Raw genomic sequence first — 22,934 nt, forward strand, 5'->3', positions numbered from 1 at the left:
GTTAATCTGAAACCGGGAAGGGTTTGCGCTGCATAACGGCTAGCCTTTGGTAAAGTGCTTTCTTCACAACGGGGTTTAAACCGCTTAGCAAATACACAGCGGTGCCTACCTCGCGGGCGTAAGGGTTAGCAATGCGCCCCACCTTTTTTATACTCCCGATGTACTTCTTCTCCGCTTCCTGCAAAGGAGCTTCGTTGGCCTCTTTTATAAGTATAATGTACTCTATAGTCTGTAAATCCGGGAACCAGTAAATGTAATCGGCATTGTAGGACACGGCGCGTGGCAGGGTTTTATTGCCGTAGAAATTAATGGCGCCTGCCTGGCCATAGTTGTCGCAAAGTATAAGGGTGTGCTGCTTGCTGGTTTCGGGTATAGTTTGGTAAGCTGCGTTGGCGATGTTTGTCAGTTCTTTCCAGCCTTGCATGTCGGCAAAATCCTGGGGCAGGAGGTGGTCTTTGCCGTCTTCCCACTTCAGCAGGTTCAGGTCCTTAAACTTTTCCGCTTTGGCATGTATCTGGTCGGGACTTAGCACCGGAAACGCCACTGTAATGATCGGGATAAAAATTGCTATACTTGCCAACACCCAGAAAGGCATGGTGTAGCGCCGCCACCCGCTGCTGAAAAGCTGCTCCCAGTACACGCTGCCAAAAGCCAGCAACACCGGGTACAGGCCAATGGCATAATAGCTTTTAGCTTTAAGCAGCAAAAACAACAATAGCACCAGCACATAACACCAACCCACAAACCGGTACGGCCTGAAAGGTTTATACACTACAAAAGCCACCAGCGCTGCAATAAGCAAAAATACCGACCCGATGAAGAAGATAAACTGGTCTTTTAAAAAATCGGAGGGCTTTACGTTTACCAGTTGGGTCGCTTTCAGTTCCTGCATGTGCCAGATAACAGGAAAGTTGTGCTGCACCTGCCAGATGATGTTGGGCGAAGCAATAACCAAGGCAATAAGGGCCGCTACATACAGTTTAGGTTGGGTCAGTAATTTGCGGTACGGCGAAAGCAACACGGCCACGGCCAGTCCTGCCACCAGAAACAGAATGGTATACTTGTTCAGGAAACCCAAGCCGATAACCGCACCCAGCCAGTACAGCCATTTGTTTTGCTGCGAGTTTGCAAACCGGATAAAAAGGTAGAAAGTCAGCGTCCAGCAAAGTACATCGAAGGAGTTGGGCTGAAACAGCATATTGATCCGCAGCATCGCCGACAGTAGTATAGCTGTAGCTCCCAATATTTTCGCATAAAGCCCGCCTTTCAGTTCATCAACTATAAGCCAAACGGTAGCTATAGTTAACGCTCCGAACAACGCCGGAAAGAAACGCACCCAAAAGTAATTGTTGCCCAACGCCTGTATAACCCACGCCACAAAAGCCGTAAAGGGCGGCACCGATACATACCCTGCTGCCAGATGGTTGGCCTGGTCTAAGTGCAGAAATTCGTCGCGGTGCAGGTCATAGCTTGCATCAACCAAAACATATTGCAACACAAACTTCAGGAGTATAAAACAGGCAAGTACAAGTGAGTTAAGTAAAAGGGAATTGCGTTGGCTGAGCATAGGTTAGTCTTATTTACCCTGTTTTATAGTTTCTGAAAAATGGGCGCCGTAATGCTGATTCCAATACATGATTCTTTGGTCTATCTCTTGTAAAGTAGGTCGTGTGAGAATACCATAAGTGCAGACAGCTAACAGAACCGCACAGATTAAAAGTAACCCTGTATTTAAGTTTTCTCTTTTCATATCTTAATATTAATAAAAGTAAATATAAACTATAAATCAGAACTATAGGCATAAAAAAAGCAGCTATAGTTTGGCTATAACTGCTCTCCATATGTTGCTTTTTATTTGCTTAACGGTTGTTTCTGCGCTTTTCAGTACCTAGTTCGTTATCGGTCTGGTTCATGGGCGTGTAGTTGTTTGCGCCGCGGTTACCAATTGCATCCTTCTCCAGGCTGTTTGAGATATCTTTTTCGTTGCTTTGGTTAGCAGGTCCCGGTTTGCTTTTACCGTCCTGCATCGTACGGTTCTGTTTGTTTTTCATGGCGTTCAGGTTTACGTTGTTGCTTATAAACTATAAATGGCCCCGGTGCATTCCGGAGCCATTTACCTGTTTTTAGCTATAGTCTGTTAGCGGTTGCCAGATCTGTCTGATGATCCGGATGAAGAAGATACACTGTTATTTCTACCACCCTGGCTACCTGCTTTTGAATGCCCTTGTGGGTCTCCATGCCAGCCTTTGCCCTCACCCTGGTTGCTGCTTCTGCCCTGAGACTGTGAACTGCCTCCGCGTGATGCATTCAGGTTGCTGGTAGAAGATGACGAAGAGTTTTTATGGCTTTGGCTTCCTGCTTTGGCATGTCCCTGCGAGTCGCCGTGCCAGCCGCGTCCTTGTCCGGAGCTGGATGAGCCGCCCTGTGATGACATGCTGCTACCGGATGATGAGGAAGCACTCATATTACGCGAGTTATTATTATTATTTGAACCTGATTTGTTTTGAGACTGATTGCTCGAATTATTGCGTTTCATAGCTTTTAAATTTAGGTAAAACATACTCCCGTTTCCGGGTTGCATCTTGTTTTACGAGGCAAATTCCAGGCAGTTAAGCTTTTATACAGATTGGCCGGGAGATCGAGGTTGTACTTAACCGCTATAGTTTATCAGATGTGTATATAGGGGTATAAAACTATAACAAAAGATGTATGTAATTGAAATGTAACTACTTCGGGGGTAAAATAGCACTGTTATCTGGCTAAACTATAGCTGCACAAATTAAGGAAGAGCAGCTTTTATTACCCTGGAACTGGTAGCAAAATAAGTGTAAAAAAACTAGGTTAGCTTTTCGCAGTATACCACAAGCGGCTTCTGATGCATGTCTGTTGTAAAGAACAGGTATAAATTTCCGCCTTCGCGGATACCGGTCTTCTTGCGGATGCTGGCCACCGTATCGGGGAAGTTGCGCACCGTGATATTGGCCTGCTTATGAGGTAACCTGGCCAGCAGCTCTTTTTTGTTGTAACGGCTTGTGCCCACACACCTGAATATCCTCCCCGGAAAGTCAGACACAACTATAGCTGAAGTATACAGGTGGCTGTTAGGGTGCAGTTTGCTTACATTATAGTGTTGTGTTAAACTTTTGTAAGCACCGGCTTTTAATATAGCGGCGTTTGGCTCATACACAAAATCCAGCGGATCGGAGTAAGGCGGGTTTATAGTTTGCTCGTGCTCGCTTGTAAAAGTAAAAGTGCTTATACTTCCATCGGCTTTTATATTAATAGCCTCGCGGACTATCTGGGCCGGCGGGTTTTGCTGCAACAGGTACAAAACCTCTTTACACTCGTTCTGCACGGCTACTACCCACACCTTAGCCACTTTCCCCAACTGCGCTATAGCCAGGTCAATGTCCAGCATCGGTGAAGCTTTCAGCAACACTTTATCAGCTTTTTGCAGCAATATCGGCAGTAAGTTTAAAATGTCGGGTTCGCAGTCCTGTAACAGGTGCAGTTTTTCGGAGCGGTCACCACGGCGGGCGGGGTCAAGGTAAAACACATCGGCGTGGCCGGTAAAGCTGTCTAAAAATTGCGCAGCCGTGGTAGCTATAGCTTGTATGTTTGCCGCACCCAATACCCCAAAGTTATAGTTTGCGATCTCAGACAATTCCTGGTTTTGTTCCACGTGTACCACCTTCTCAAAGCTTTTCGAAAAGTAGTAGCTGTCGGCACCAAAACCGCCTGTCAGGTCTGCCAATAAGTTACCGCTAACTAAAGTTGCTTTAAAAGCTGCCGTAGCCTCCGACGAGCTCTGCTCTACCGAAATATTTGCCGGAAAACGTAACTCCGGGTTTGCAGCCCAACGCGGGAGTTTAGTCATAGCTTTCTGGCGCGCCTGTATTTGTTGCACCAGTTCGGCAACTGGCAGCTGGGGATAACGGCGGGCTTGCAGCATAAGTGCAGCAGGCTGCTCGTGCAGGTGCTCAACTATAAACTGTTTTTCGGTTTCTGTATAAATACGCATACTGCAGCCAGGTTTTCGGGCGTTATCTTCAGACTGTGCAGCAAAAATAGTGTATTAATCTGTGCGGTGCCTGTTTATAATTTGTTAAACTTTTTTTAAAAAAGATTAAACAAAATTTTCGCAATCAAGTTATATGGTTGTGGATATTAAATTATTACTTAAACGAATTACGCTATGAAGAAGAATTGGATGAAATTAATGTTGCTGGCCATACTGCCAGCGGCAATGCTAGTAAGCTGCGACGAAGACGGAGACGATGACCTGCCACCAAGCTCGATGGGCGAAGCAAAAGTAATGGTTGTGCACGCATCGCCTGATGCACCGGGCGTAGACCTGCTGGTTGATGACAAAAAAGTAAACACATCGGCTCTCAATTACCCGTCTAATACAGGTTACCTGGCAGTGGAGGCCGGCGAGCGAAACATAAAAGTAAACGCAGCCGGTACACAGACTTCCGTTATAAACGGCATGTTAACCTTTACCAAAGATATGAACTATAGCATTTTTGCTACAGGGTCATTGGCAGATGATGATATTGAGCCACTGGTAGTAGAAGATGACCTGGCAGCCCCGGCTAATGGTACTGCAAAAGTGCGTTTCATACACCTGTCTCCGGATGCGCCCATGGTAGACATTGCAGCAACTGCTGCTACCTCTACAGACGAGGCCATTTTGTTTGATGATGTGATGTTCCGGGAAGCTACGGAGTTTAAGGAAGTGCCAACTGGCGTGTATAACCTGCGTGTGCTGGTTTCTGATGGTGGTGCTGAGGCTCTTAAAGTAGCTAACGTGTCGCTGGTGAGTGGTGGTATTTATACTATTTATGCGAAAGGTTTTGCTACACCGCGCGAAGGCAATGCCAATACACTTGGTGCTGAGATCATTACTAACGTTTCGCCAAAATAGCACGATATTGGTTTGTTAACTTTAAAACGCCTGCCCCACAGCAGGCGTTTTTTATGCAGTTATAGTTGGCTGTACCTGTTATAGTTAACAAATTATTGATGTTGCGTAACAAAATCCGTATTTTTGAGTTTTCATCTGAAAAAATAGATAAAATGGTTGATACATTCCTGAAGTACAAAGTAAAAGACATTTCGCTGGCTGAGTGGGGCCGCAAAGAGATAAAACTGGCTGAAGCTGAGATGCCAGGCCTGATGGCCATCCGTGAGGAGTATGGCCCAAGCAAGCCACTTGCCGGAGCCCGCATTGCCGGTTGTTTGCACATGACGATCCAGACAGCTGTGCTGATCGAAACGCTTGTTGAACTGGGTGCTGAAGTTACCTGGTCATCATGCAATATTTTCTCTACCCAGGACCACGCCGCTGCTGCTATTGCTGCTGCCGGTATCTCGGTTTACGCCTGGAAAGGTATGACTGCCGAAGAATTTGACTGGTGTATTGAGCAGACCCTTTTCTTCGGTGAAGACCGCAAGCCACTGAACATGATCCTGGACGATGGTGGTGACCTGACCAACATGGTGCTGGATGTTTATCCGCAGTTGGCTCCGGGCATCAAAGGCCTTTCAGAAGAAACTACTACCGGTGTGCACCGCCTGTATGAGCGCATGAAGAACGGAACACTTACTATGCCTGCCATTAACGTAAACGACTCGGTTACAAAATCTAAGTTCGATAACAAGTATGGCTGTAAAGAGTCGTTGGTAGACGCGATCCGTCGTGCTACAGATGTGATGATGGCTGGTAAAGTTGCTGTAGTTGCTGGTTACGGTGACGTTGGTAAAGGTTCTGCTGCTTCGCTTCGTGGTGCGGGTGCCCGTGTTATAGTTACCGAGATCGACCCGATCTGTGCGCTGCAGGCTGCTATGGATGGCTTTGCTGTTAAAAGAATGGCTGATGCTATTAAAGAAGCTGACATTGTAGTTACGGCAACCGGTAACAAAGACATTATCACAGAAGAGCATTTCCGTTCATTAAAAGATAAGGCTATCGTTTGTAACATCGGCCACTTCGACAACGAGATCGACATGGCGTGGTTAAACGGTGCTTACGGTCACACAAAAGACGAAATAAAGCCGCAGGTAGATATCTACAACATCGAAGGTAAGGATGTGATTATATTGGCTGAAGGCCGCCTTGTAAACCTTGGTTGTGCTACAGGTCACCCGTCGTTTGTAATGTCTAACTCTTTCTCCAACCAGACACTGGCGCAGCTGGAGCTTTGGACAAACGCAGAGGCGTATGAAAATAAAGTATATACGTTGCCTAAGCACCTGGATGAGAAAGTAGCCCGTCTGCACCTAGGTAAAATTGGTGTGGAGCTGGATGAACTTACGCCTGACCAGGCTGCCTACATTGGTGTGGAAGTAGAAGGTCCGTTTAAGCCGGAATACTATAGATACTAAGTATAGGCTTTGCCCTTGAAACTATAAAAGGCCGGTGCAGCAATGCACCGGCCTTTGTTTTTAGCAGCAACTATAGTTAGTAACTATAGCTATAGTATGTTAAACCGCGACATCAGCGTTTTTTTGTAAGACTTGCCGATTGGTATTTCGCCTTTACTGAACAAAACAGCATTTTCTTCCAGGGCTTCTACCTTATCCAGGTTGGCGATGTAGGAGCGGTGCACACGCACAAAATTATGCGATGGCAGCTTGTGTTCCATATCCTTTAACGTAGAGCTTACCAGGTATTTCTGATCAGAAGTTACAATAAAAGAATAATTGTCATAGGCTTCTACCCAAAGTATGTCGCTGTACATTACTTTAATAATGCGGTGCTTTACTTTAACAAAGATGTAATCCTGCGAAGTCTCCGGTTCTTTTTGCACAGCATCGTCCGGGGTGGCTTTGCTATGCCCGTTTCCGTTGCCATTCAGCTTCAGGTGGTCGTGCTTGTATAAAGCTATTTCGATGGTAGAGCGCAGGCTTTTTTCGTCGAAAGGCTTTACCAGGAACCCGTCTGGTTCGGTTTTCTTAGCGCGGTCTATCGTAGATTTGTCGGCATAGGCTGTCAAGTAAATAAAAGGTATGTTAAACTCTTCTTTGATGCGGGAGCCAATATCCACGCCATCCGAATTGCCTTTTAAGTTAATGTCCAGCAATACAAGGTCGGGTTGGGTTTCCCGAATCATATCAATCGTATCTTCTCCTGTATCTATGGCACACGTCTCGTACCCCATGTCCTCCAGGCATGCAGCAATATCCTCTGCAATTATTACTTCGTCTTCTGATATGAGAATTTTAGGTTTAGTCATAGCATTAGGTACATACGTGATTTTTTAATTTATGATGGCAAAACAAAATATAATATAAATTTAGTGCCATTGTTATTTTCATATTTAATCTCCCCGCCAAGCTTTTTAGTTAACGAGGCCACAAGTTGTAAACCGAAAGATTTTTGTTGGTTAAGCCCTTCAGCAGCGCCAATGCCATTATCCCATACCATCAGCTGGTAATGGTCATTTTCCAGTTGGTGGAGTTCTATCCCTAGCTTGCCGGTGGCAGCATCCTGAAATGCATATTTTAACGAGTTAGAGATAAGTTCGTTCACAATTAACCCAAGTGTTATTGCCGAATCCAGGTCTATAGTTACATCAGGAATTTTGAGGTATAGGGTTACGTTTTCTTCTGACACGCCATAGGCGGCATACAGGCTTTCGCATATCTCCCTGAAATATTCTTCCAGGTTAATGTGCTCAAGGTTGTTATGGCGGTAAAGGCGCTCGTGCAGCAACGCCATAGACCGTACCCGGCTGCGTATGGCCTGCATAACTTCTTTGGTGGCCGGGTCTTGTATATGGCGGGCCTGCAGGTTAAGCAAACTGATCACGATCTGGAGGTTATTTTTTACGCGGTGGTGTACTTCCTGCAGCAGCAGTTCTTTTTCGCGGTGTTTGCGCTCCAGCATCCGGGTCCGGTGATTTACACGCATCTCCAGCAGGGCATTCATTTTAACAAGGCTCTTTTCACGCAGCCGTACAACACTTATAACTATACCTGTAGCCAGCAAAAGCAAAATGCCTATAAACCACTCGCGCCGCCATACCGGCGGTATAACCGAGAACTTATAAGCCAGCGGTTTCTGGGTCCAGTAGCCATCGCTGTTCTGTGCTTTCAATTTAAACGTATAAGTGCCCGGCTCTAAATTGGCGTATGTAGCAAAAGACTGGTCGGTAGTTTCGGACCATTGCTGGTCGTGGCCGGTTAGCTTGTATTTGTACTTCACCCCGGCAGGTGCAGCCATGCTAATCCCCTGAAAATCGAAGGTAATGTGATTCTTTCTGAAAGGGAGGCGCAGGTTAACGGGTAACCCGGTTGCCGGATCAGTTTTAAAACCTTGTTTTTTCCAGTTGGTGGGGCGCATAAACAGGCTAATATCCGTGAGCATCAGCTCCGGCGAGGCTGTATTGATGCGGTCCATTTCGGGGTTATACTGGGTTAGCCCTCGGGTAGTACCAAACCATACTTTCCCATCAGGCGTCTGGGTAATACCGTTGTTCGATACCTCAAATCCACTGAAACCATTTTCGCCGCCATAGGATCTGAACCTCAACTTTTGGGTCTGATGAAAGTAAGGCAGGTCTATTTTAAGCACATTGTTGTTGGTGCCCACCCATAGGTTGTTGCTTCGGTCGGTGTAAAGGGTTTTTATACCTTCGTTGGGCAGGCCGTTAGCAGAGGTAAACAATTTTGCTTTGCCGGTTTTTTCGTGGTAAGCCAGCAGGCCATAGTTGTAGCCGCCAAAGTATAGCCACCCGTTATTATCTGCAGCAACAGACATAACTCCGGCGAAAGGTTGTTTTAGCAGCTTAACTTTTTCTAACCGATTATTTTTAACCCGGTAAATGCCGTTATCGGTACCCACCCAAATTCTGTTCTGCCCATCCCGGAAAAGATGGTAAGCCTTGGTAAAACTATAGTTGCCCGCTACCGGTACCGCATGAAACGTATTGCCCTGCAGGTATGCTACGCCTGTAGAGGTGGCAGCCCATAACCTGCCCTGTGTATCAGTAATTATAGTATATACTTCATCAGAGGGCAACCCTTGTGCGGTAGTATAATGATTGGCTTTGCCGGGCACTAAGTTCCAAATTCCCTGGCTTGTACTTACCCAGACATCCTTCTCTGACTTTACCCACATACCATACAGGTTGGTGCCCGGCGGCCATACTTTAGCTTCCAGCATGGTCAGGTTACCATTCTGCATGTAAGCGGCATCTCCGTTATCGGTGCCAAACCACAGGCGTCCTTTGGTATCCTGGGCCAGGGCCGTAATTTTTGGGTCTTTTATATCTCCCAGTTCAAAAAAGTGCAGAAACCATTGCGCTTTGCATTGCTGCAAACCATAGCCTTCATTTCCTATCCAGATGTTATTCTCCTTATCTACATACAGCGATGTAATATGCAAAGAGGTTAGGCCATTTGCTTTGGTCAGGTGCTTTATTTCATCGCCGTCGATCTTTAAAATACCACTCTGCTGTAGGCCTATAAGCATTTTGCCATACCCATCTTTTACAAAATCTGAAACAGCCGCATCGGTAACGGAAGGTGGTAACGGGAGTGTAGTTACCTTGTCGTCAGTAACTACAGCAGGCCCTTCTGTGGTGCCCACCCATACGTTATCGGTGCCAGGCTCGGCGTAGATAACTGTAACATTGTTGGATGGTAAACTATAGCTTTCGCTGGTGAAGTGCTGGAGCTTATCTTGCTGTAATCTATAAAGCCCTTTGTTTTTGCTACCGGCCCACATAGCACCACCTGCACCGGGTAAGATAACCTGGTAGGGCTGTGCCGGAAAGTGAGGCGACCTGTTAAATTTTTTGCCACTCCAGACGTAAATTCCCGAATCAGTTGCTACCCATAGTTTACCTAGCTTATCTTCGGTTATACTTGTTATAGCTGCAGCCGGAAGACCGTGGTTTGTGTTTAGTACAGTAAAGCTGACGCCGTTAAATCGGGTTAGTCCTTTGTCGGCACTTCCTATCCAGATGCGGTTGCGGCTATCCTGGAAAAGGCAGGTGGTGGTATTGCTGGCCAGGCCCTGTTGCTTGTTGTACGTATGGAAGGTGTTACCATCGAAGCGACTGACGCCCCCGAGTGTGGCCACCCATAGTTGCATGCGCTGGTCCTGTATAATATCTACAACATTAGATTGCGGCAACCCGTCTGCTATAGTCCAGTTACGGAAATTATACTGCTGCGCGAGTACAGCATTTCCGGTAACCACCCAGAAGCACAAAAAACAAATAAGGCGCATACAACAAATCCGGCAAAGCTGGAGAAGTACCAAAGGGCAACTATAACCAGGTTAGATTAATTAAACTTTTGCAAGTGTTTATTGTACTACGGAGATGTTCTGAAAAAGTAGGTGTTTAAGAAAAGGTTTCCGGAAATTAGTGAACAGATAGTATATCCTTGTAAATGGCAAGTGTATGCAGGGCTGTTTCTTCTTTTGCAAATTTGCGTACCCGCTGGCTTGCATTTGCAACTATAGCATTTCTTAAGTCAGGGTTGTTTATAAGCTGTAACGCCTTTTCTGCAAAAATTGCTGGTTGCTTAACAGGGGCAAGCATACCGGTTACGCCGTCTTCTACCATTTCGGGTATGCCGCCCGTAGCAGAGGCCACAACAGGCACGCGGCTAGCGAATGCATCCAGCACGGTTGTTCCCAGGCCCTCTTTTATAGTTGTAAAAACAAACATATCCAGTTCCGGCATAACCTGGTGTACATTCTTCAGGAACCCAGTAAACACCACATTCTCCCACAGGCCAAGGTCAGTGGCATATTTTTTTACTTCCTGCTCTAGTTTACCAGTGCCAATAGCAAAATAGGTAGCCTTTACGCCTTTTTCTTTCAGGAGCTTTGCTGTTTCCAGAAAGGTAAAGTAATCTTTGTGTACATCTATCGCTGAGATATTGCCAATGAGCAGGTTGTTGGCCGGGATATTATAAGTACGGCGCAGATAATCTGTTTTTATAGTTGGCAGGTCTTTAAAACGATCGAGGTTAATGCCACTGTACACAGTAACACATTTGCTGCTGTCTTTTATACTTTTTGCCAGTACGTCGCGCACTCTTTCCGAGATACAAATGATCCGTTTTATGCCATGGTAATTGTATTTATACTTCGATAGAAAGCTACTCCCAATCGGGAACTCGACACGCCTGCTAAGTACCAGTTTGCAGTTGGCTCCTAGTTTGTGCGCTAATACACCAATTGTATGCGCATGGCTGGCCTGCATGTGCACAAGTTCTATATGGTGCTTGTTAATGTAATCTTTTAACTGCAGCGCCGTAGGTATCGGGAAGATTTTATTGAAAGAGAGGGCGATATACGGAAAGCCATTTTGCCTGCAATACTCCTCGAAAGCAGAGCCTTTGCGGCAGCACACATGGCAGGTTATGCCCAGGCGGCGCAATTCTTCCAGCAGGTAAGCTACCTGTTGTTCGCCACCGCGCCACGACTTTTCCGAAACCAACTGAAGTATACGCATGCCTGTTTACAGTTTACTGCCAGGTATAATTTTAGGAGCAGTTTGGCAAAAGTACAAGAAACAACTATAGCTTTTAACATCAGGCTGCAGCAGAAGTAAAGATTATAAAGTGCTATAGTATAAAAGTATGGCCAAAATATGAGCAATGTGCACGTTAAATGCGTATATGGCAGTTAAATACCTGCCTGCTGATAGTATGGCTTAGATAGTGCAACCCTGAAGTGGCAAGAGAGGTATGTAATTTAAATTCCTATATTTGCGTATAATACGCCATTGAGGGATTTTACTGATAGTATAAACCATACGTAGATGAGCGAGCAAACAGGTAAACAATTGAGTAAAGAGGAAAAAGATGCCAGGTTCGAGGCCGAGTTACTGCCCGTGCTGGATCCTCTGTACAACTTTGCCTACAGACTCACCTTAGACGAGGACGACGCGAACGACCTGGTGCAGGAGACCTACTTAAAGGCATACCGCTTCTTTGACTACTTTGAACAAGGAACTAATGCCAAAGCATGGCTGTTCCGAATCCTGAAGAACTCATTTATTAACGAGTTCCGGAAAAAGAGCAAGCAACCCGCTAAGGTAGACTATAGCGAAGTAGAAGGGTACTATAACACCGAAGACGTAGAAGGGGATAATGGCGTGGCCACAACAACCGACATGCGCTCCGAAAGTGTGCAGGACCTGATAGGAGATGAAGTGGCCAGTGCTTTAAATACCCTGCCCGTAGACTTCAGAACTGTGATTATACTTTGTGACCTGGAAGGGTTTACCTACGAGGAAATGGCCAAGATCCTGGACATCCCGATTGGTACTGTACGATCCAGGTTGCACCGCGCGCGAAACTCCTTGAAAGAGAAACTAGAAAAATACGCTAAAACTATGGGTTATAACAGTTAGTAAAATACTTAAGAGTTGAGTTAAGATGGAATCGAAATTTACGGAAATGTATCAGAAAGAACCTGCCGATGAGAAGGATGGAGCGTGTGGGCAAGTGGCAGACCTGCTGGACTCAGTTGTAGACGGGGAAGCGTCTGCAGAAGAGCAAAGCTTCTTTAATAGCCATCTTGAAGAATGCGTGAGCTGCTTCGAGAACCATCAGAAGCAAAAACTCCTTAAAAGCCTTATTAGTGGTCACCTCAAGCGTGTTATAGTGCCCGAGAGCCTGGCACTGACCATTAAAGCCAAAATACAGGAAACAATTTAAACACCCTGATGCAAGGAAAGATCATTATCTTCTCGGCGCCCTCCGGTGCCGGTAAAACCACCATTGTAAAGCACCTGCTTAGCGTAAACCCAAATCTAGGCTTCTCCATATCTGCCTGCACCCGCGACAAGCGTGGCCGCACCGAAGTAAACGGAAAAGACTATTATTTTATCACCCCGGAAGATTTTAAGAAACGGATTGGTAATGATGAATTTGTGGAGTGGGAAGAAGTATACGAAGGCGCCTTTTATGGCACACTTAAATCAGAAATAGAGCGCATCTGGCAAAGTGGCAAACACGCCATACTGGATGTAGACGTTAAAGGAGGATTAAGTATAAAGCATTTTTACAAAGAAAGAGCACTTGCCGTTTTCGTAAAGCCACCTTCTATTGAGGAACTGGCCAACCGTTTACAAGCCCGCAACACCGATTCGGCATCAAGTATCAGCAGTCGCGTTTTTAAAGCTAAATTTGAGATGGGCTTTGAAGATCAGTTTGACGAGGTGGTAGTGAATGACAACCTGGAAGCTGCCTGCGCCAAAGCCGAAAAACTGGTAAACGATTTCCTGAAGTCAGAGCCGGCCATAGTATGAAGGTAGGGCTACTGTTTGGTTCTTTTAACCCGATCCATACCGGCCACCTGATTCTTGCCAACTACATGGCCACCAACACCGACTTGGATACGGTTTGGTTGGTAGTGTCGCCGCAAAACCCGTTTAAGCCTAGCAATACGCTGCTGCACGAGTTCGACAGGCTACACATGGTAACACTGGCTATTGCAGATAATCCGAATCTGGGTGTATCGAACATCGAGTTCAGTATGCCCAAGCCAAGCTATACGATAGATACGCTTACCTATTTGCAGGAGAAGTATCCGAGTTATGAGTTTGTGCTGATCATGGGGGAGGATAACCTGGCCTTGTTTCCGAAGTGGAAGAACTACGAGCGCATCCTGGAATATCATCAGGTATATGTGTACCCGCGCTCCGGTTCTGTGCTGGAAGAAATAGCTACTTATCCGAACATGAAGTTTGTGAAAGCACCTATTCTGGATATTTCAGCTACGTTTATCAGGCAGTGTATCCGGGAAGAGAAAAGCATAAAGTACATGGTGCCCGACGAGGTGATTGCATACATCAAGGTCCATAAGCTGTACCAGTAAGTAAACTATAGTTAAAAAGCCTGTTACGTAAAGTGACAGGCTTTTTAACTATACTAGCTTTCTCTACTTCGATGCTTGCTTTCGTTTTCTAAAAGCAAAAACTATAGTTGTCTTTAGCAATTCAAAACACAGTGTCGCTTTAATTGGCATCCAACTGCGATTTCATGGCTTTTAGTTCGTGCTCAGCAGCTTTTAACCTGGCCTTGGCCGCTTTCTCCCGCTGAATGGCCTCATCTGCTAAACGCTTCAGGTCTTTGTGCTCTGATTCAAGGCGTTCTATTTCTTCCTGTTGCTTGCGTATGTTGGGGTCGCTGGAGTAGCTATTGCCACCAATAATGGAACAGCCAACTATAAACGGGAACACAAGTATCAGTAAACCTGCAAGTGCTTTTGTATAAAATCTTTCCATAGTTATAAGAGTTATAGTTTACACCTGTTTACGGGTTTAGGATGCAGTAGTTGAAATTGCAGTTTAACAGCAGTTGTACGCATAAGTAGGCAAAACAAAAGGCCCCGCTGTTTGACACAGCGGGGCCTTTAAAATTATAGTTGAGCTATACTTAGATCGTCATAATCTCTGCTTCTTTTTTGGTAAGCAGTTCATCAATTTTCACGATATAAGCATCCGTCATTTTCTGTACTCTGGTTTCTGCGTCACGCACAGCATCTTCTGAAGTGCCTTCTTTCTGCAGTTTGCGCAGCGAGTCGTTCACGTCTTTACGGATGTTGCGGATAGCTACTTTACCAGACTCTGTATCGTTTTTAACCTGTTTTACCAGTTCGCGACGGCGTTCTTCTGTAAGTGCCGGAATGTTAAGGCGAATAGCATCGGCTTCCTGCTGCGGGTTAAGGCCAAGGTCGCTGTTCTTAATAGATTTGTTGATCTCGCCCAGCATGTTCTTTTCCCAAGGCTTGATAAGAATGGTACGTGCATCCGGAGTGGCAACATTTGCAACCTGCGTAAGTGGAGTTGGCGTTCCATAATAATCAACTTTCAGGTGTTCTACCATAGCAGGAGATGCTTTGCCGGCTCTGATCTTTGTTAATTCTGCGCCAGTGTGCTGTACTGCTTTCTGCATAGACTCCTCTGCTTCGCTGAGGTAAAACTGAATTTCTTCCGTCATATCAATTGTAGCTTAAGATTCTTGTTAAACTATAGTTAATCGTTGTGGTTGCAAAAATACTAAATTTTATCACTTTATACTTTTGGCCTGGTTACACCGCCTCGTCCATCGAAACCAGAGTACCAATTTTATCGCCCTGCACAATGCGCTTCAGGTTACCTGCCGTGTTCATATCAAATACAATAATAGGCAGGTCGTTTTCCTTGCAAAGCGTGAAAGCCGTCATGTCCATTACGTTCAGGCCTTTCTCAAACACATCTTTAAACGAAATGTCAGAGTAGAAAATAGCATTCGGGTCTTTCTCCGGATCGGCAGAATAAATGCCGTCTACGCGTGTTCCTTTTAAAACTACCTCAGCCTCTACTTCAATAGCGCGTAAGCTAGCCGCAGAGTCGGTTGTGAAGTATGGGTTACCGGTACCGGCACCGAAAATTACCACGCGGCCTTTCTCTAAGTGGCGCACTGCACGGCGGCGTATGTAAGGTTCGCACACCTGCTGTATGTTAAGCCCGGAAAGCAAACGTGTATAAACACCTAATTTTTCTAAAGCACTTTGTAAAGCCATGCTGTTAATAACAGTAGCCAGCATACCCATGTAGTCGCCTTGTACGCGGTCCAGCCCAACTTCTTCGGCTTGCACGCCCCTGAAAATGTTACCACCCCCGATAACTACTGCCACTTCTACACCCAGCGCTGCTACCTCTTTAATTTCCTGCGCATACTGCATCAACCGCTCAGAGTCGATACCGTATTGCTGCTCACCCATTAGCGCCTCACCGCTTAGCTTTAACAAAATTCTCTTATACTTCACGATCTATAGTTTGTATAGTTTATGGATACTTTCTACTGTGTTTCGGGCGGCAGACGTGCTGCCCGGTTGGCAACACAAAAAAATTAAAATAAGATCAGAACCTGGTTCTTTTCTACGTTCTGCTTTACGGCTACCTTTATCTCTTTTACCACACCATCACCCGGCGACTTCAGGATGTTCTCCATTTTCATCGCCTCCAGTATCATGATCGGGTCACCTTTTTTTACTTCCTGGCCTGGTTGTACTTTAATCTCAAGTATAAGTCCGGGCATCGGCGCCTTTACATCATTCACTTTCTGGGCATTGGCATTACTCATACCCAGCTTATCCAGCAACAGGTCGAACTGGTCCTTAACGCTTACCGTATGGGTAGTTCCGTTTATCTTAAACGTGAAAGCTTTAGCCTGATAATCGGCCTGTACCAGCTCTGCAGTATAAGATTTATAGTTGTGAATAATGTGGTAGGTGTTGGCGCCTATTGGTGTGATATCCCAGTTGAAAGGAGTTTCGTTGAGAAGAATAGCATCTTTTTGTATGTCAACCTGCCATGTTTTGTCGTTAGCGGTTTTTACCTGCAGCATCTCTTATTTCTGGTTTTGGAGCCTAAAGATAGTTGAATTCTCAGAGTAATTTTAGAAATTGAAGTCAAAAATAAAACATCCCATCATGAATCATCGCTTTCTGAGCATAGTTGGCCTGGCAACGGCAATGGCATTTGCAGGCGGCTGCGCTACCCATAAAGAAGCAACCAACGCCTCAAAAAATAACAAAAGCACTAATCAGGCTGCTACGGCAAAAGGCGATGTGCCTGTCTGGGCACCCAAGCAACATGCCTTCAATCCATCCCGGACCAAAGAACATGACCTGCTGCACACTACCCTGCGCGTCAGCTTCGACTGGCAGAAACAGCAGCTAAATGGAATAGCCGAGCTTACCTTAAAGCCATACTTTTACCCGCAGAAAACATTAGTGCTGGACGCGAAAGGCTTTGATATCCATAGTATAAACCTGATGAAAGGGTATGACGGCACACCGCTGAAGTATACTTATGATGGACAAAAGTTAACGATAGATTTAGGAAAGACTTATACCCGCGACGACAAGTATACCATTGAGATAGACTATACCGCGAAGCCTAACGAACTGACCTCCGAAGGAAGCGATGCCATCACAGAAAACAAAGGCATATACTTTATAAACCCACTCCGCCAGGATCCCAATAAGCCAACCCAAATATGGACACAAGGGGAGACCGAAGCAAGCTCTGCCTGGTTTCCAACTATAGATGCACCTAACGAGCGCATGACGCAGGACATCTACATCAACGTCGATAAGAAATACACCACGCTCTCTAACGGTACATTTATGTCTTCGCGCCAGAACGCAGATGGCACCAAAACCGAGCATTGGAAACAGGAGCTGCCGCATGCCCCATATCTGGCTATGATGGCCATAGGGGAGTTTGCCGTGATAAAAGACAAATGGCGTAATCTGGAGGTTAACTATTATGTAGAGCCAGCTTATAAAGGTACAGCCAAAAAGATCTTCGGTAATACTCCGGAAATGATGGAGTTTTTCTCTAAAAAGTTAGGTGTAAACTACCCGTGGGCAAAGTACTCGCAGGTGGTAGTGCGCGATTTTGTGTCCGGTGCAATGGAAAATACATCCGCCTCCACTTTTATGGAAGACCTGCAACTGAATGAGCGCGAACTGCTGGATAAGAACTGGGACAACATCATCGCACACGAGCTCTTTCATCAGTGGTTCGGCGATTATGTAACCACAGAGTCGTGGGCCAACCTGCCGTTAAACGAGTCTTTTGCAAACTATAGCGAGTACCTGTGGGCAGAACATAAGTTTGGCGCCGACGAAGCAGCTTACGCGCAAATGAATGAAATGAGCCAGTACCTGGAGGAAGCACAAACCAAACGGGAGCCGCTTATCCGTTATCGTTATGGTGATAGGGAAGATATGTTTGACAGTCACTCGTATGCCAAGGGTGGCCGCGTACTGCATATGCTCCGCAAGTATATCGGCGACGAAGCTTTCTTCACTTCCCTTAACCGTTACCTGACGCAGAATAAATTTACAGATGTAGAAGTAGCGGAACTGCGAATGGCTTTTGAAGAAGTGACCGGCGAGGACCTGATGTGGTTCTTTGACCAATGGTTTATGAAGCCTGGTCATCCGGAACTTAAAGTAGCACATACCTACCAGAATGGCCAACTCAGCATACAGGTACAACAGTTGCAGGACACGACCTATATGCCTGTTTACCGCTTACCACTTAAAGTAGCAGTCTGGACTGGTGGTAAAAGAACAGAACACCCAATCGAGATCACAAAAGCTTCGCAGACGTTTTCCATTCCGGTAGCAGCACAGCCACAACTGGTTCTATTTGATGGTGATCAGCAACTGTTGGGCGTAATAGAGCATGAAAAATCAGCAGAAGAACTACGCTATCAGTTTTACAACAGCAAGCAGATGCTGGCAAAGTATGAGGCGCTAAGCAAACTAGGCGAGAACCCGACAGCAGAACTAAAGGTGATACAGGATGCGCTGAAAGATGATTTCTGGTTTATCCGGAGTATAGCTTTGAATGCGCTGGCAGATGTAAAGCCCGATGCCAACCCGGCTATAGTTGCGCAGGTCGAGCAAATGGCCAGACAAGATAAGAAAGGCTCGGTAAAAGCGGATGCTATACTTACACTGGCAGGCTGGGGAACGGATAAGTATAAAAGCATATATGATGTAGCCCTGAAAGACAGCTCTTACCAGGTAGTGGCTGCAGGTATAATTGCGTATGCTGGCACCGGAGCTGAAGATGCCAAGCAGAAGTTAAGTAAGTTTGAGAAAGAGGATAACGAAGAAGTAACTATAGCATTATCTTCTTTCTATGCCTTGCAGGGCGGACCCGAAAAGTATAACTGGTTTGTTGATAAGATAAAGACAAGCAAAAGCAGCGGCAAGTATTACATATTGCAAAGCTTCGGGGCATACCTGGCAAGCAATAACAGCACAAACACCCCTGAAACTATAGACTTGTTAACTGATATAGCACAAAATAATAACCTGTATTATGTGCGCATGGCAGCCTTCCAGGCCTTAATGGTGATGTCGGACAAGCCGGAGGTGAAAGAAAGATTAGAAAAAATTAAAGCTGCTGAAAAAGATAAACGCCTGATAGAGATGTATAAACAGGCATTGTAAAATAGAAGCATCAAATTTTTTGAATTATTTTTGAATGATTATTTGACTGTAATAAAAAAGCGCTTAATTTTGCATCTCCTTAGAACGAACAGCGCATCTGGCGCAAAAGTTTTAAGGAGAAAAGCTGATTAATTTTAGCGTTTGGGGAGATTCCAGAGCGGCCAAATGGGACGGACTGTAACTCCGTTGTTGTAATGACTTCGCAGGTTCGAATCCTGCTCTCCCCACAAACTGAATGATTGAGTAAATGAATGGAACGTAATTTTGTTTGCTCCTTCACTTATTCAATCATTTAAAGTTTTAAAGCGGGAGTAGCTCAGTTGGTAGAGCGATAGCCTTCCAAGCTATAGGCCGCGAGTTCGACCCTCGTCTCCCGCTCAATAGAACAGATTTTAAATCTTACGGGTTTTTGCAGGAAGGAATTTCATGTATATGGATTTCCTTTTTAGTATAACTTAAGATTTAGGAAAGTGTAAAAGCCGACGTAGCTCAGGGGTAGAGTACTTCCTTGGTAAGGAAGGGGTCGTGGGTTCAATTCCCATCGTTGGCTCTAAGTCTGTTCGTGTTAAAGAGCACAACTTAAACTTAAACGTTTTAACCTTAATTTTATATCATACAATGGCTAAAGAAACATTTGACCGCTCCAAACCGCACGTAAACATCGGTACAATCGGTCACGTTGACCACGGCAAGACAACTTTGACTGCTGCCATTACTACAGTATTGGCTAAAAAAGGTCTGGCTGCACTACGCGACTTCTCTTCAATTGATAACGCTCCTGAAGAAAAAGAAAGAGGTATTACTATCAATACGTCACACGTAGAATACGCTACTGAGAACCGTCACTATGCACACGTTGACTGCCCAGGTCACGCTGACTACGTGAAGAACATGGTTACTGGTGCTGCTCAGATGGACGGCGCTATCCTTGTGGTTGCTGCAACTGATGGTCCAATGCCACAAACTCGTGAGCACATCCTTCTTGCTCGTCAGGTAGGTGTTCCTCAGCTTGTAGTGTTCATGAACAAAGTGGACATGGTAGACGATCCAGAGCTTCTTGAGCTTGTTGAGATGGAAATCCGTGAACTACTTTCTTTCTATGATTTCGATGGCGATAACATCCCGGTAATTCAGGGTTCAGCTCTTGGTGGCTTGAACGGTGATGAGAAGTGGGTAAAAACTATCGAGGAGTTAATGGATGCAGTTGATAGCTGGATTCCAATTCCTGCTCGTCTTGTTGACCTTCCATTCCTAATGCCAGTTGAGGACGTGTTCTCAATCACTGGTCGTGGTACTGTAGCAACAGGCCGTATCGAGCGTGGTGTAATCAACTCTGGTGAGCCAGTTGAGATCCTGGGTATGGGTGCTGAAAACTTGAAATCAGTAGTTACTGGTGTTGAGATGTTCCGTAAGATCCTTGACAGAGGTGAAGCTGGTGACAACGTAGGTCTACTTCTTCGTGGTATTGAGAAAACTGATATCCGTCGTGGTATGGTTATCTGTAAGCCAGGTTCAGTTAAGCCTCACATGGAGTTCAAAGCTGAGGTTTACGTTCTTTCTAAAGAAGAAGGTGGACGTCACACGCCATTCTTTAACAAATACCGTCCACAGTTCTACTTCAGAACAACAGACGTTACTGGCGAGATCATCCTTCCAGAAGGTGTAGAAATGGTTATGCCAGGTGACAACATCACGATCACTGTGAAGTTGATCAACAAAGTAGCAATGGAAAAAGGTCTTCGTTTCGCTATCCGTGAGGGTGGTAGAACAGTAGGTGCCGGTCAGGTAACTGAGATCTTAGACTAATTATACTTAAGCAGCCCGTTCCTGATAATAAAATTGGGAACGGGTTTGTTTTTAAAAAACAATTGAATAAATTTGCACTCCATTTCAATAATGAAGTGCATTTTTTTACGGGTGTAGCTCAATTGGTAGAGTAGTGGTCTCCAAAACCATTGGCTGGGAGTTCGAGTCTCTCCACCCGTGCAAGTTTAATAACTCAGGCATTTAATACGATGAGCAACGTTAAAGACTACATAAACGGAACGGTAGAAGAAATGAGAGACAAAGTCTCTTGGCCTACCTTTAAAGAGTTACAGAATAGCTCTGTGCTGGTATTGATAGGTTCTTTAGTTTTTGCTCTAGTAGTAGGTGCAATGGACTTTGTTTTTGATTCATCGCTAACATGGTTCTACAACCAGTTTTAATAAGAAGCAATGGCTGATTTAAAATGGTATGTAGTACGCGCCGTTAGTGGGCAGGAGAAAAAAGCAAAAGCATATCTCGAAAACGAGATATTACGCCACAACCTGGGTGAGTATGTGCCGCAAGTTTTGATACCTGCTGAGAAGGTGTATGAAATGCGTGGTGGTAAAAAAAGAATCAGAGAAAGAAATTTCTTTCCTGGTTATGTACTTGTAAATGCTGACCTAAGCCACGGCGAGGCGGAACACCTGATTATCAGTACGCCAGGTGTTATTGGTTTCCTTGGTTCGGGTACAGGAGATGCAAGCAAAAAGCCAGTTCCACTTCGTCCGGGAGAAGTAAACAGAATACTGGGTACTGTAGACGAAGCCGAAGAGCAAGCTGAAATACTGGATACACCATTTATAGTTGGAGAAACTGTAAAAGTAATGGATGGTCCGTTCAGCGGCTTCTCAGGTACTGTGGAAGAGGTGTTTGAAGAGCGTAAGAAGCTTAATGTTATGGTGAAAATATTCGGAAGAAATACACCAGTTGAGCTGAATTACATGCAAGTAGAAAAAGAATCGTAGTAAATAAATAATGGCAAAGGAAATTAAAGGTTATCTGAAACTTCAGATAAAGGGAGGTGCCGCGAATCCATCGCCACCGGTTGGACCTGCACTTGGTTCTAAAGGTCTAAACATCATGGAATTCTGTAAGCAGTTTAATGCCAGAACCCAGGATAAACCAGGCCAGGTGTTACCAGTATTGATTACAATGTACGCAGATAAGTCCTTCGACTTCGTTGTTAAGACGCCACCTGCTCCTGTATTGTTAATGGATGCTGCTAAAATTAAGGGAGGTTCAAAAGAGCCAAACCGTAACAAAGTAGGTTCAGTTACTTGGGACCAGGTAAAGGAGATCGCAGAATTGAAAATGCCTGATCTGAATGCATTCAAACTGGAGTCTGCCATGAGAATGGTAGCAGGTACAGCGAGAAGCATGGGTATTACAGTTTCTGGTACTGCTCCGTGGAAAGAATAATAACAGTTAGAGGATAATGGCGAAGATATCAAAAAATAGGAAAGCGGCCTTAGCTAAGGCTGACCTAACAAAAGAGTATTCTTTGACAGATGCAGCCTCAGTTGTAAAAGATATCACTTTTACAAAGTTTGATGCTTCTGTTGATATAGATGTACGCTTAGGAGTTGACCCTCGCAAGGCAGACCAGATGGTACGTGGTATAGTTACCCTTCCGCATGGTACTGGTAAAGAGGTTAGAGTGCTGGCACTAGTAACACCTGACAAAGAGCAGGAAGCGAAAGATGCAGGTGCTGATTTTGTAGGTCTTGATGACTATATTCAGAAGATCGAAAAAGGCTGGACAGATGTGGATGTGATTATCACTATGCCTGCTGTAATGGCTAAAGTTGGTCGTTTAGGTAGAGTATTAGGTCCTCGTAACCTGATGCCAAACCCTAAGTCTGGCACAGTTACTCAGGATGTAGCGAAAGCTGTAAAAGAAGTAAAAGCAGGTAAGATCGACTTCAAAGTTGACAAGACTGGTATCATTCACACAAGTGTTGGTAAAGTGTCTTTCACACCAGAGCAGATCGCTGCAAACGCTGCAGAAGTAATTGCTACACTCAACCGTCTGAAGCCATCTTCAGCGAAAGGAACTTACATAAAGAGCATAACATTGTCTAGCACAATGAGCCCGGCCGTAATTGTTGATAAGAACGCAACTATCTAAGAA

The 22,934-nt window shown here is 45.2% G+C and carries 23 protein-coding genes and 4 tRNA genes; 16 read left to right on the forward strand and 11 right to left on the reverse strand.

Annotated elements, in window-relative coordinates:
* Position 1: 1 nt before the first annotated feature.
* From GWO68_RS09350 to GWO68_RS09365, 4 genes are all read right to left on the reverse strand, one after another.
* Entirely contained in the window at positions 2–1,567 is a 1,566-nt protein-coding gene (locus tag GWO68_RS09350; RefSeq protein ID WP_162346178.1) for a glycosyltransferase family 39 protein, read from the reverse strand.
* Between the two features lie 292 nt (positions 1,568–1,859).
* On the reverse strand, positions 1,860–2,051 hold the full coding sequence (locus tag GWO68_RS09355; RefSeq protein ID WP_162346179.1) for a hypothetical protein: 192 nt from the start codon (positions 2,049–2,051) through the stop codon (positions 1,860–1,862).
* A gap of 86 nt (positions 2,052–2,137) precedes the next feature.
* Entirely contained in the window at positions 2,138–2,536 is a 399-nt protein-coding gene (locus tag GWO68_RS09360; RefSeq protein ID WP_162346180.1) for a hypothetical protein, read from the reverse strand.
* A 300-nt stretch (positions 2,537–2,836) separates the two neighbouring features.
* Positions 2,837–4,021 carry a THUMP-like domain-containing protein gene (locus tag GWO68_RS09365; RefSeq protein ID WP_162346181.1) on the reverse strand — a complete coding sequence of 395 codons (1,185 nt, stop codon included), beginning with the start codon at positions 4,019–4,021 and terminating at the stop codon, positions 2,837–2,839.
* Positions 4,022–4,195: 174 nt separating this feature from the next.
* Here GWO68_RS09365 and GWO68_RS09370 point away from each other — a divergent pair, with 174 nt between their 5' ends.
* Together GWO68_RS09370 and ahcY are read left to right on the forward strand one after the other, a co-directional pair.
* Positions 4,196–4,927, forward strand: coding sequence for a DUF4397 domain-containing protein (locus GWO68_RS09370; RefSeq protein ID WP_162346182.1), 732 nt, complete (start codon positions 4,196–4,198; stop codon positions 4,925–4,927).
* A gap of 152 nt (positions 4,928–5,079) precedes the next feature.
* On the forward strand, positions 5,080–6,387 hold the full coding sequence (gene ahcY / locus GWO68_RS09375; protein ID WP_162346245.1) for an adenosylhomocysteinase: 1,308 nt from the start codon (positions 5,080–5,082) through the stop codon (positions 6,385–6,387).
* Between the two features lie 89 nt (positions 6,388–6,476).
* Here the strand turns inward: ahcY and GWO68_RS09380 are convergent, their stop codons facing one another.
* From GWO68_RS09380 to GWO68_RS09390, 3 genes are all read right to left on the reverse strand, one after another.
* Positions 6,477–7,238 (reverse strand): LytTR family transcriptional regulator DNA-binding domain-containing protein, encoded by a 762-nt coding sequence (locus GWO68_RS09380; protein ID WP_162346183.1) that lies wholly within the window; start codon positions 7,236–7,238, stop codon positions 6,477–6,479.
* A gap of 29 nt (positions 7,239–7,267) precedes the next feature.
* Complete coding sequence (locus GWO68_RS09385) at positions 7,268–10,240, reverse strand: ligand-binding sensor domain-containing protein (protein ID WP_162346184.1); 2,973 nt, start codon at positions 10,238–10,240, stop codon at positions 7,268–7,270.
* Positions 10,241–10,376: 136 nt separating this feature from the next.
* Positions 10,377–11,477, reverse strand: a complete 1,101-nt coding sequence (locus GWO68_RS09390; protein ID WP_162346185.1) for a glycosyltransferase family 4 protein — start codon at positions 11,475–11,477, stop codon at positions 10,377–10,379.
* A gap of 309 nt (positions 11,478–11,786) precedes the next feature.
* Here GWO68_RS09390 and GWO68_RS09395 point away from each other — a divergent pair, with 309 nt between their 5' ends.
* The 4 genes from GWO68_RS09395 to nadD are packed head-to-tail and all read left to right on the forward strand — an operon-like array spanning position 11,787 to position 13,849.
* Positions 11,787–12,380: a sigma-70 family RNA polymerase sigma factor gene (locus tag GWO68_RS09395; RefSeq protein ID WP_162346186.1), complete on the forward strand. Its 594-nt coding sequence runs from the start codon at positions 11,787–11,789 to the stop codon at positions 12,378–12,380.
* A 25-nt stretch (positions 12,381–12,405) separates the two neighbouring features.
* Complete coding sequence (locus GWO68_RS09400; RefSeq protein WP_162346187.1) at positions 12,406–12,687, forward strand: anti-sigma factor family protein; 282 nt, start codon at positions 12,406–12,408, stop codon at positions 12,685–12,687.
* A gap of 8 nt (positions 12,688–12,695) precedes the next feature.
* Positions 12,696–13,280, forward strand: coding sequence for a guanylate kinase (gene gmk, locus GWO68_RS09405; RefSeq protein WP_162346188.1), 585 nt, complete (start codon positions 12,696–12,698; stop codon positions 13,278–13,280).
* Complete coding sequence (nadD, locus tag GWO68_RS09410) at positions 13,277–13,849, forward strand: nicotinate (nicotinamide) nucleotide adenylyltransferase (RefSeq protein ID WP_162346189.1); 573 nt, start codon at positions 13,277–13,279, stop codon at positions 13,847–13,849. The genes gmk and nadD overlap by 4 nt, the downstream gene beginning before the upstream one ends.
* Positions 13,850–13,988: 139 nt before the next feature.
* On the opposite strand, the gene GWO68_RS09415 is transcribed toward nadD, so the two are convergent.
* The 4 genes from GWO68_RS09415 to GWO68_RS09430 form a co-directional block, all read right to left on the reverse strand.
* Entirely contained in the window at positions 13,989–14,258 is a 270-nt protein-coding gene (locus GWO68_RS09415) for a hypothetical protein (RefSeq protein ID WP_162346190.1), read from the reverse strand.
* 151 nt (positions 14,259–14,409) lie between these two features.
* Positions 14,410–14,973, reverse strand: a complete 564-nt coding sequence (frr, locus tag GWO68_RS09420; RefSeq protein ID WP_162346191.1) for a ribosome recycling factor — start codon at positions 14,971–14,973, stop codon at positions 14,410–14,412.
* A 91-nt stretch (positions 14,974–15,064) separates the two neighbouring features.
* On the reverse strand, positions 15,065–15,784 hold the full coding sequence (gene pyrH / locus GWO68_RS09425; RefSeq protein ID WP_162346192.1) for a UMP kinase: 720 nt from the start codon (positions 15,782–15,784) through the stop codon (positions 15,065–15,067).
* Between the two features lie 83 nt (positions 15,785–15,867).
* Positions 15,868–16,365, reverse strand: coding sequence for a biotin/lipoyl-containing protein (locus GWO68_RS09430; RefSeq protein WP_162346193.1), 498 nt, complete (start codon positions 16,363–16,365; stop codon positions 15,868–15,870).
* 85 nt (positions 16,366–16,450) lie between these two features.
* Here GWO68_RS09430 and GWO68_RS09435 point away from each other — a divergent pair, with 85 nt between their 5' ends.
* From GWO68_RS09435 to rplA, 10 genes are all read left to right on the forward strand, one after another.
* Positions 16,451–18,994 (forward strand): M1 family aminopeptidase, encoded by a 2,544-nt coding sequence (locus GWO68_RS09435; RefSeq protein WP_162346194.1) that lies wholly within the window; start codon positions 16,451–16,453, stop codon positions 18,992–18,994.
* Positions 18,995–19,137: 143 nt separating this feature from the next.
* A tRNA-Tyr gene (locus GWO68_RS09440) sits at positions 19,138–19,221 on the forward strand.
* A gap of 78 nt (positions 19,222–19,299) precedes the next feature.
* Positions 19,300–19,372: transfer RNA gene (locus tag GWO68_RS09445), tRNA-Gly, on the forward strand.
* Positions 19,373–19,472: 100 nt separating this feature from the next.
* A tRNA-Thr gene (locus GWO68_RS09450) sits at positions 19,473–19,544 on the forward strand.
* Between the two features lie 68 nt (positions 19,545–19,612).
* The gene (gene tuf, locus GWO68_RS09455) at positions 19,613–20,800 is read left to right on the forward strand and encodes an elongation factor Tu (protein WP_162346195.1); all 1,188 of its coding nucleotides are present in this window, start codon (positions 19,613–19,615) and stop codon (positions 20,798–20,800) included.
* 107 nt (positions 20,801–20,907) lie between these two features.
* Positions 20,908–20,980 (forward strand) — tRNA-Trp (locus tag GWO68_RS09460).
* 29 nt (positions 20,981–21,009) lie between these two features.
* Entirely contained in the window at positions 21,010–21,201 is a 192-nt protein-coding gene (secE, locus tag GWO68_RS09465; RefSeq protein ID WP_162346196.1) for a preprotein translocase subunit SecE, read from the forward strand.
* A 9-nt stretch (positions 21,202–21,210) separates the two neighbouring features.
* Positions 21,211–21,768, forward strand: a complete 558-nt coding sequence (gene nusG / locus GWO68_RS09470) for a transcription termination/antitermination protein NusG (RefSeq protein ID WP_162346197.1) — start codon at positions 21,211–21,213, stop codon at positions 21,766–21,768.
* Between the two features lie 10 nt (positions 21,769–21,778).
* Entirely contained in the window at positions 21,779–22,222 is a 444-nt protein-coding gene (rplK, locus tag GWO68_RS09475) for a 50S ribosomal protein L11 (RefSeq protein ID WP_162346198.1), read from the forward strand.
* Between the two features lie 16 nt (positions 22,223–22,238).
* Complete coding sequence (gene rplA, locus GWO68_RS09480) at positions 22,239–22,931, forward strand: 50S ribosomal protein L1 (RefSeq protein WP_162346199.1); 693 nt, start codon at positions 22,239–22,241, stop codon at positions 22,929–22,931.
* Positions 22,932–22,934 lie beyond the last annotated feature (3 nt).

This window comes from Pontibacter fetidus, from assembly GCF_010119545.1.
In the GTDB taxonomy this organism is placed as follows: Bacteria; Bacteroidota; Bacteroidia; order Cytophagales; family Hymenobacteraceae; genus Pontibacter; species Pontibacter fetidus.

Excerpts from the sequence above, each read along its gene's own strand:
- GWO68_RS09350 (WP_162346178.1), bottom strand. The coding sequence starts at position 1,567 with ATGCTCAGCCAACGCAATTCCCTTTTACTTAACTCACTTGTACTTGCC.
- GWO68_RS09355 (WP_162346179.1), bottom strand. The coding sequence starts at position 2,051 with ATGAAAAACAAACAGAACCGTACGATGCAGGACGGTAAAAGCAAACCG.
- GWO68_RS09360 (WP_162346180.1), bottom strand. The coding sequence starts at position 2,536 with ATGAAACGCAATAATTCGAGCAATCAGTCTCAAAACAAATCAGGTTCA.
- GWO68_RS09365 (WP_162346181.1), bottom strand. The coding sequence starts at position 4,021 with ATGCGTATTTATACAGAAACCGAAAAACAGTTTATAGTTGAGCACCTG.
- GWO68_RS09370 (WP_162346182.1), top strand. The coding sequence starts at position 4,196 with ATGAAGAAGAATTGGATGAAATTAATGTTGCTGGCCATACTGCCAGCG.
- ahcY (WP_162346245.1), top strand. The coding sequence starts at position 5,080 with ATGGTTGATACATTCCTGAAGTACAAAGTAAAAGACATTTCGCTGGCT.
- GWO68_RS09380 (WP_162346183.1), bottom strand. The coding sequence starts at position 7,238 with ATGACTAAACCTAAAATTCTCATATCAGAAGACGAAGTAATAATTGCA.
- GWO68_RS09385 (WP_162346184.1), bottom strand. The coding sequence starts at position 10,240 with ATGCGCCTTATTTGTTTTTTGTGCTTCTGGGTGGTTACCGGAAATGCT.
- GWO68_RS09390 (WP_162346185.1), bottom strand. The coding sequence starts at position 11,477 with ATGCGTATACTTCAGTTGGTTTCGGAAAAGTCGTGGCGCGGTGGCGAA.
- GWO68_RS09395 (WP_162346186.1), top strand. The coding sequence starts at position 11,787 with ATGAGCGAGCAAACAGGTAAACAATTGAGTAAAGAGGAAAAAGATGCC.
- GWO68_RS09400 (WP_162346187.1), top strand. The coding sequence starts at position 12,406 with ATGGAATCGAAATTTACGGAAATGTATCAGAAAGAACCTGCCGATGAG.
- gmk (WP_162346188.1), top strand. The coding sequence starts at position 12,696 with ATGCAAGGAAAGATCATTATCTTCTCGGCGCCCTCCGGTGCCGGTAAA.
- nadD (WP_162346189.1), top strand. The coding sequence starts at position 13,277 with ATGAAGGTAGGGCTACTGTTTGGTTCTTTTAACCCGATCCATACCGGC.
- GWO68_RS09415 (WP_162346190.1), bottom strand. The coding sequence starts at position 14,258 with ATGGAAAGATTTTATACAAAAGCACTTGCAGGTTTACTGATACTTGTG.
- frr (WP_162346191.1), bottom strand. The coding sequence starts at position 14,973 with ATGACGGAAGAAATTCAGTTTTACCTCAGCGAAGCAGAGGAGTCTATG.
- GWO68_RS09430 (WP_162346193.1), bottom strand. The coding sequence starts at position 16,365 with ATGCTGCAGGTAAAAACCGCTAACGACAAAACATGGCAGGTTGACATA.
- GWO68_RS09435 (WP_162346194.1), top strand. The coding sequence starts at position 16,451 with ATGAATCATCGCTTTCTGAGCATAGTTGGCCTGGCAACGGCAATGGCA.
- tuf (WP_162346195.1), top strand. The coding sequence starts at position 19,613 with ATGGCTAAAGAAACATTTGACCGCTCCAAACCGCACGTAAACATCGGT.
- secE (WP_162346196.1), top strand. The coding sequence starts at position 21,010 with ATGAGCAACGTTAAAGACTACATAAACGGAACGGTAGAAGAAATGAGA.
- nusG (WP_162346197.1), top strand. The coding sequence starts at position 21,211 with ATGGCTGATTTAAAATGGTATGTAGTACGCGCCGTTAGTGGGCAGGAG.
- rplK (WP_162346198.1), top strand. The coding sequence starts at position 21,779 with ATGGCAAAGGAAATTAAAGGTTATCTGAAACTTCAGATAAAGGGAGGT.
- rplA (WP_162346199.1), top strand. The coding sequence starts at position 22,239 with ATGGCGAAGATATCAAAAAATAGGAAAGCGGCCTTAGCTAAGGCTGAC.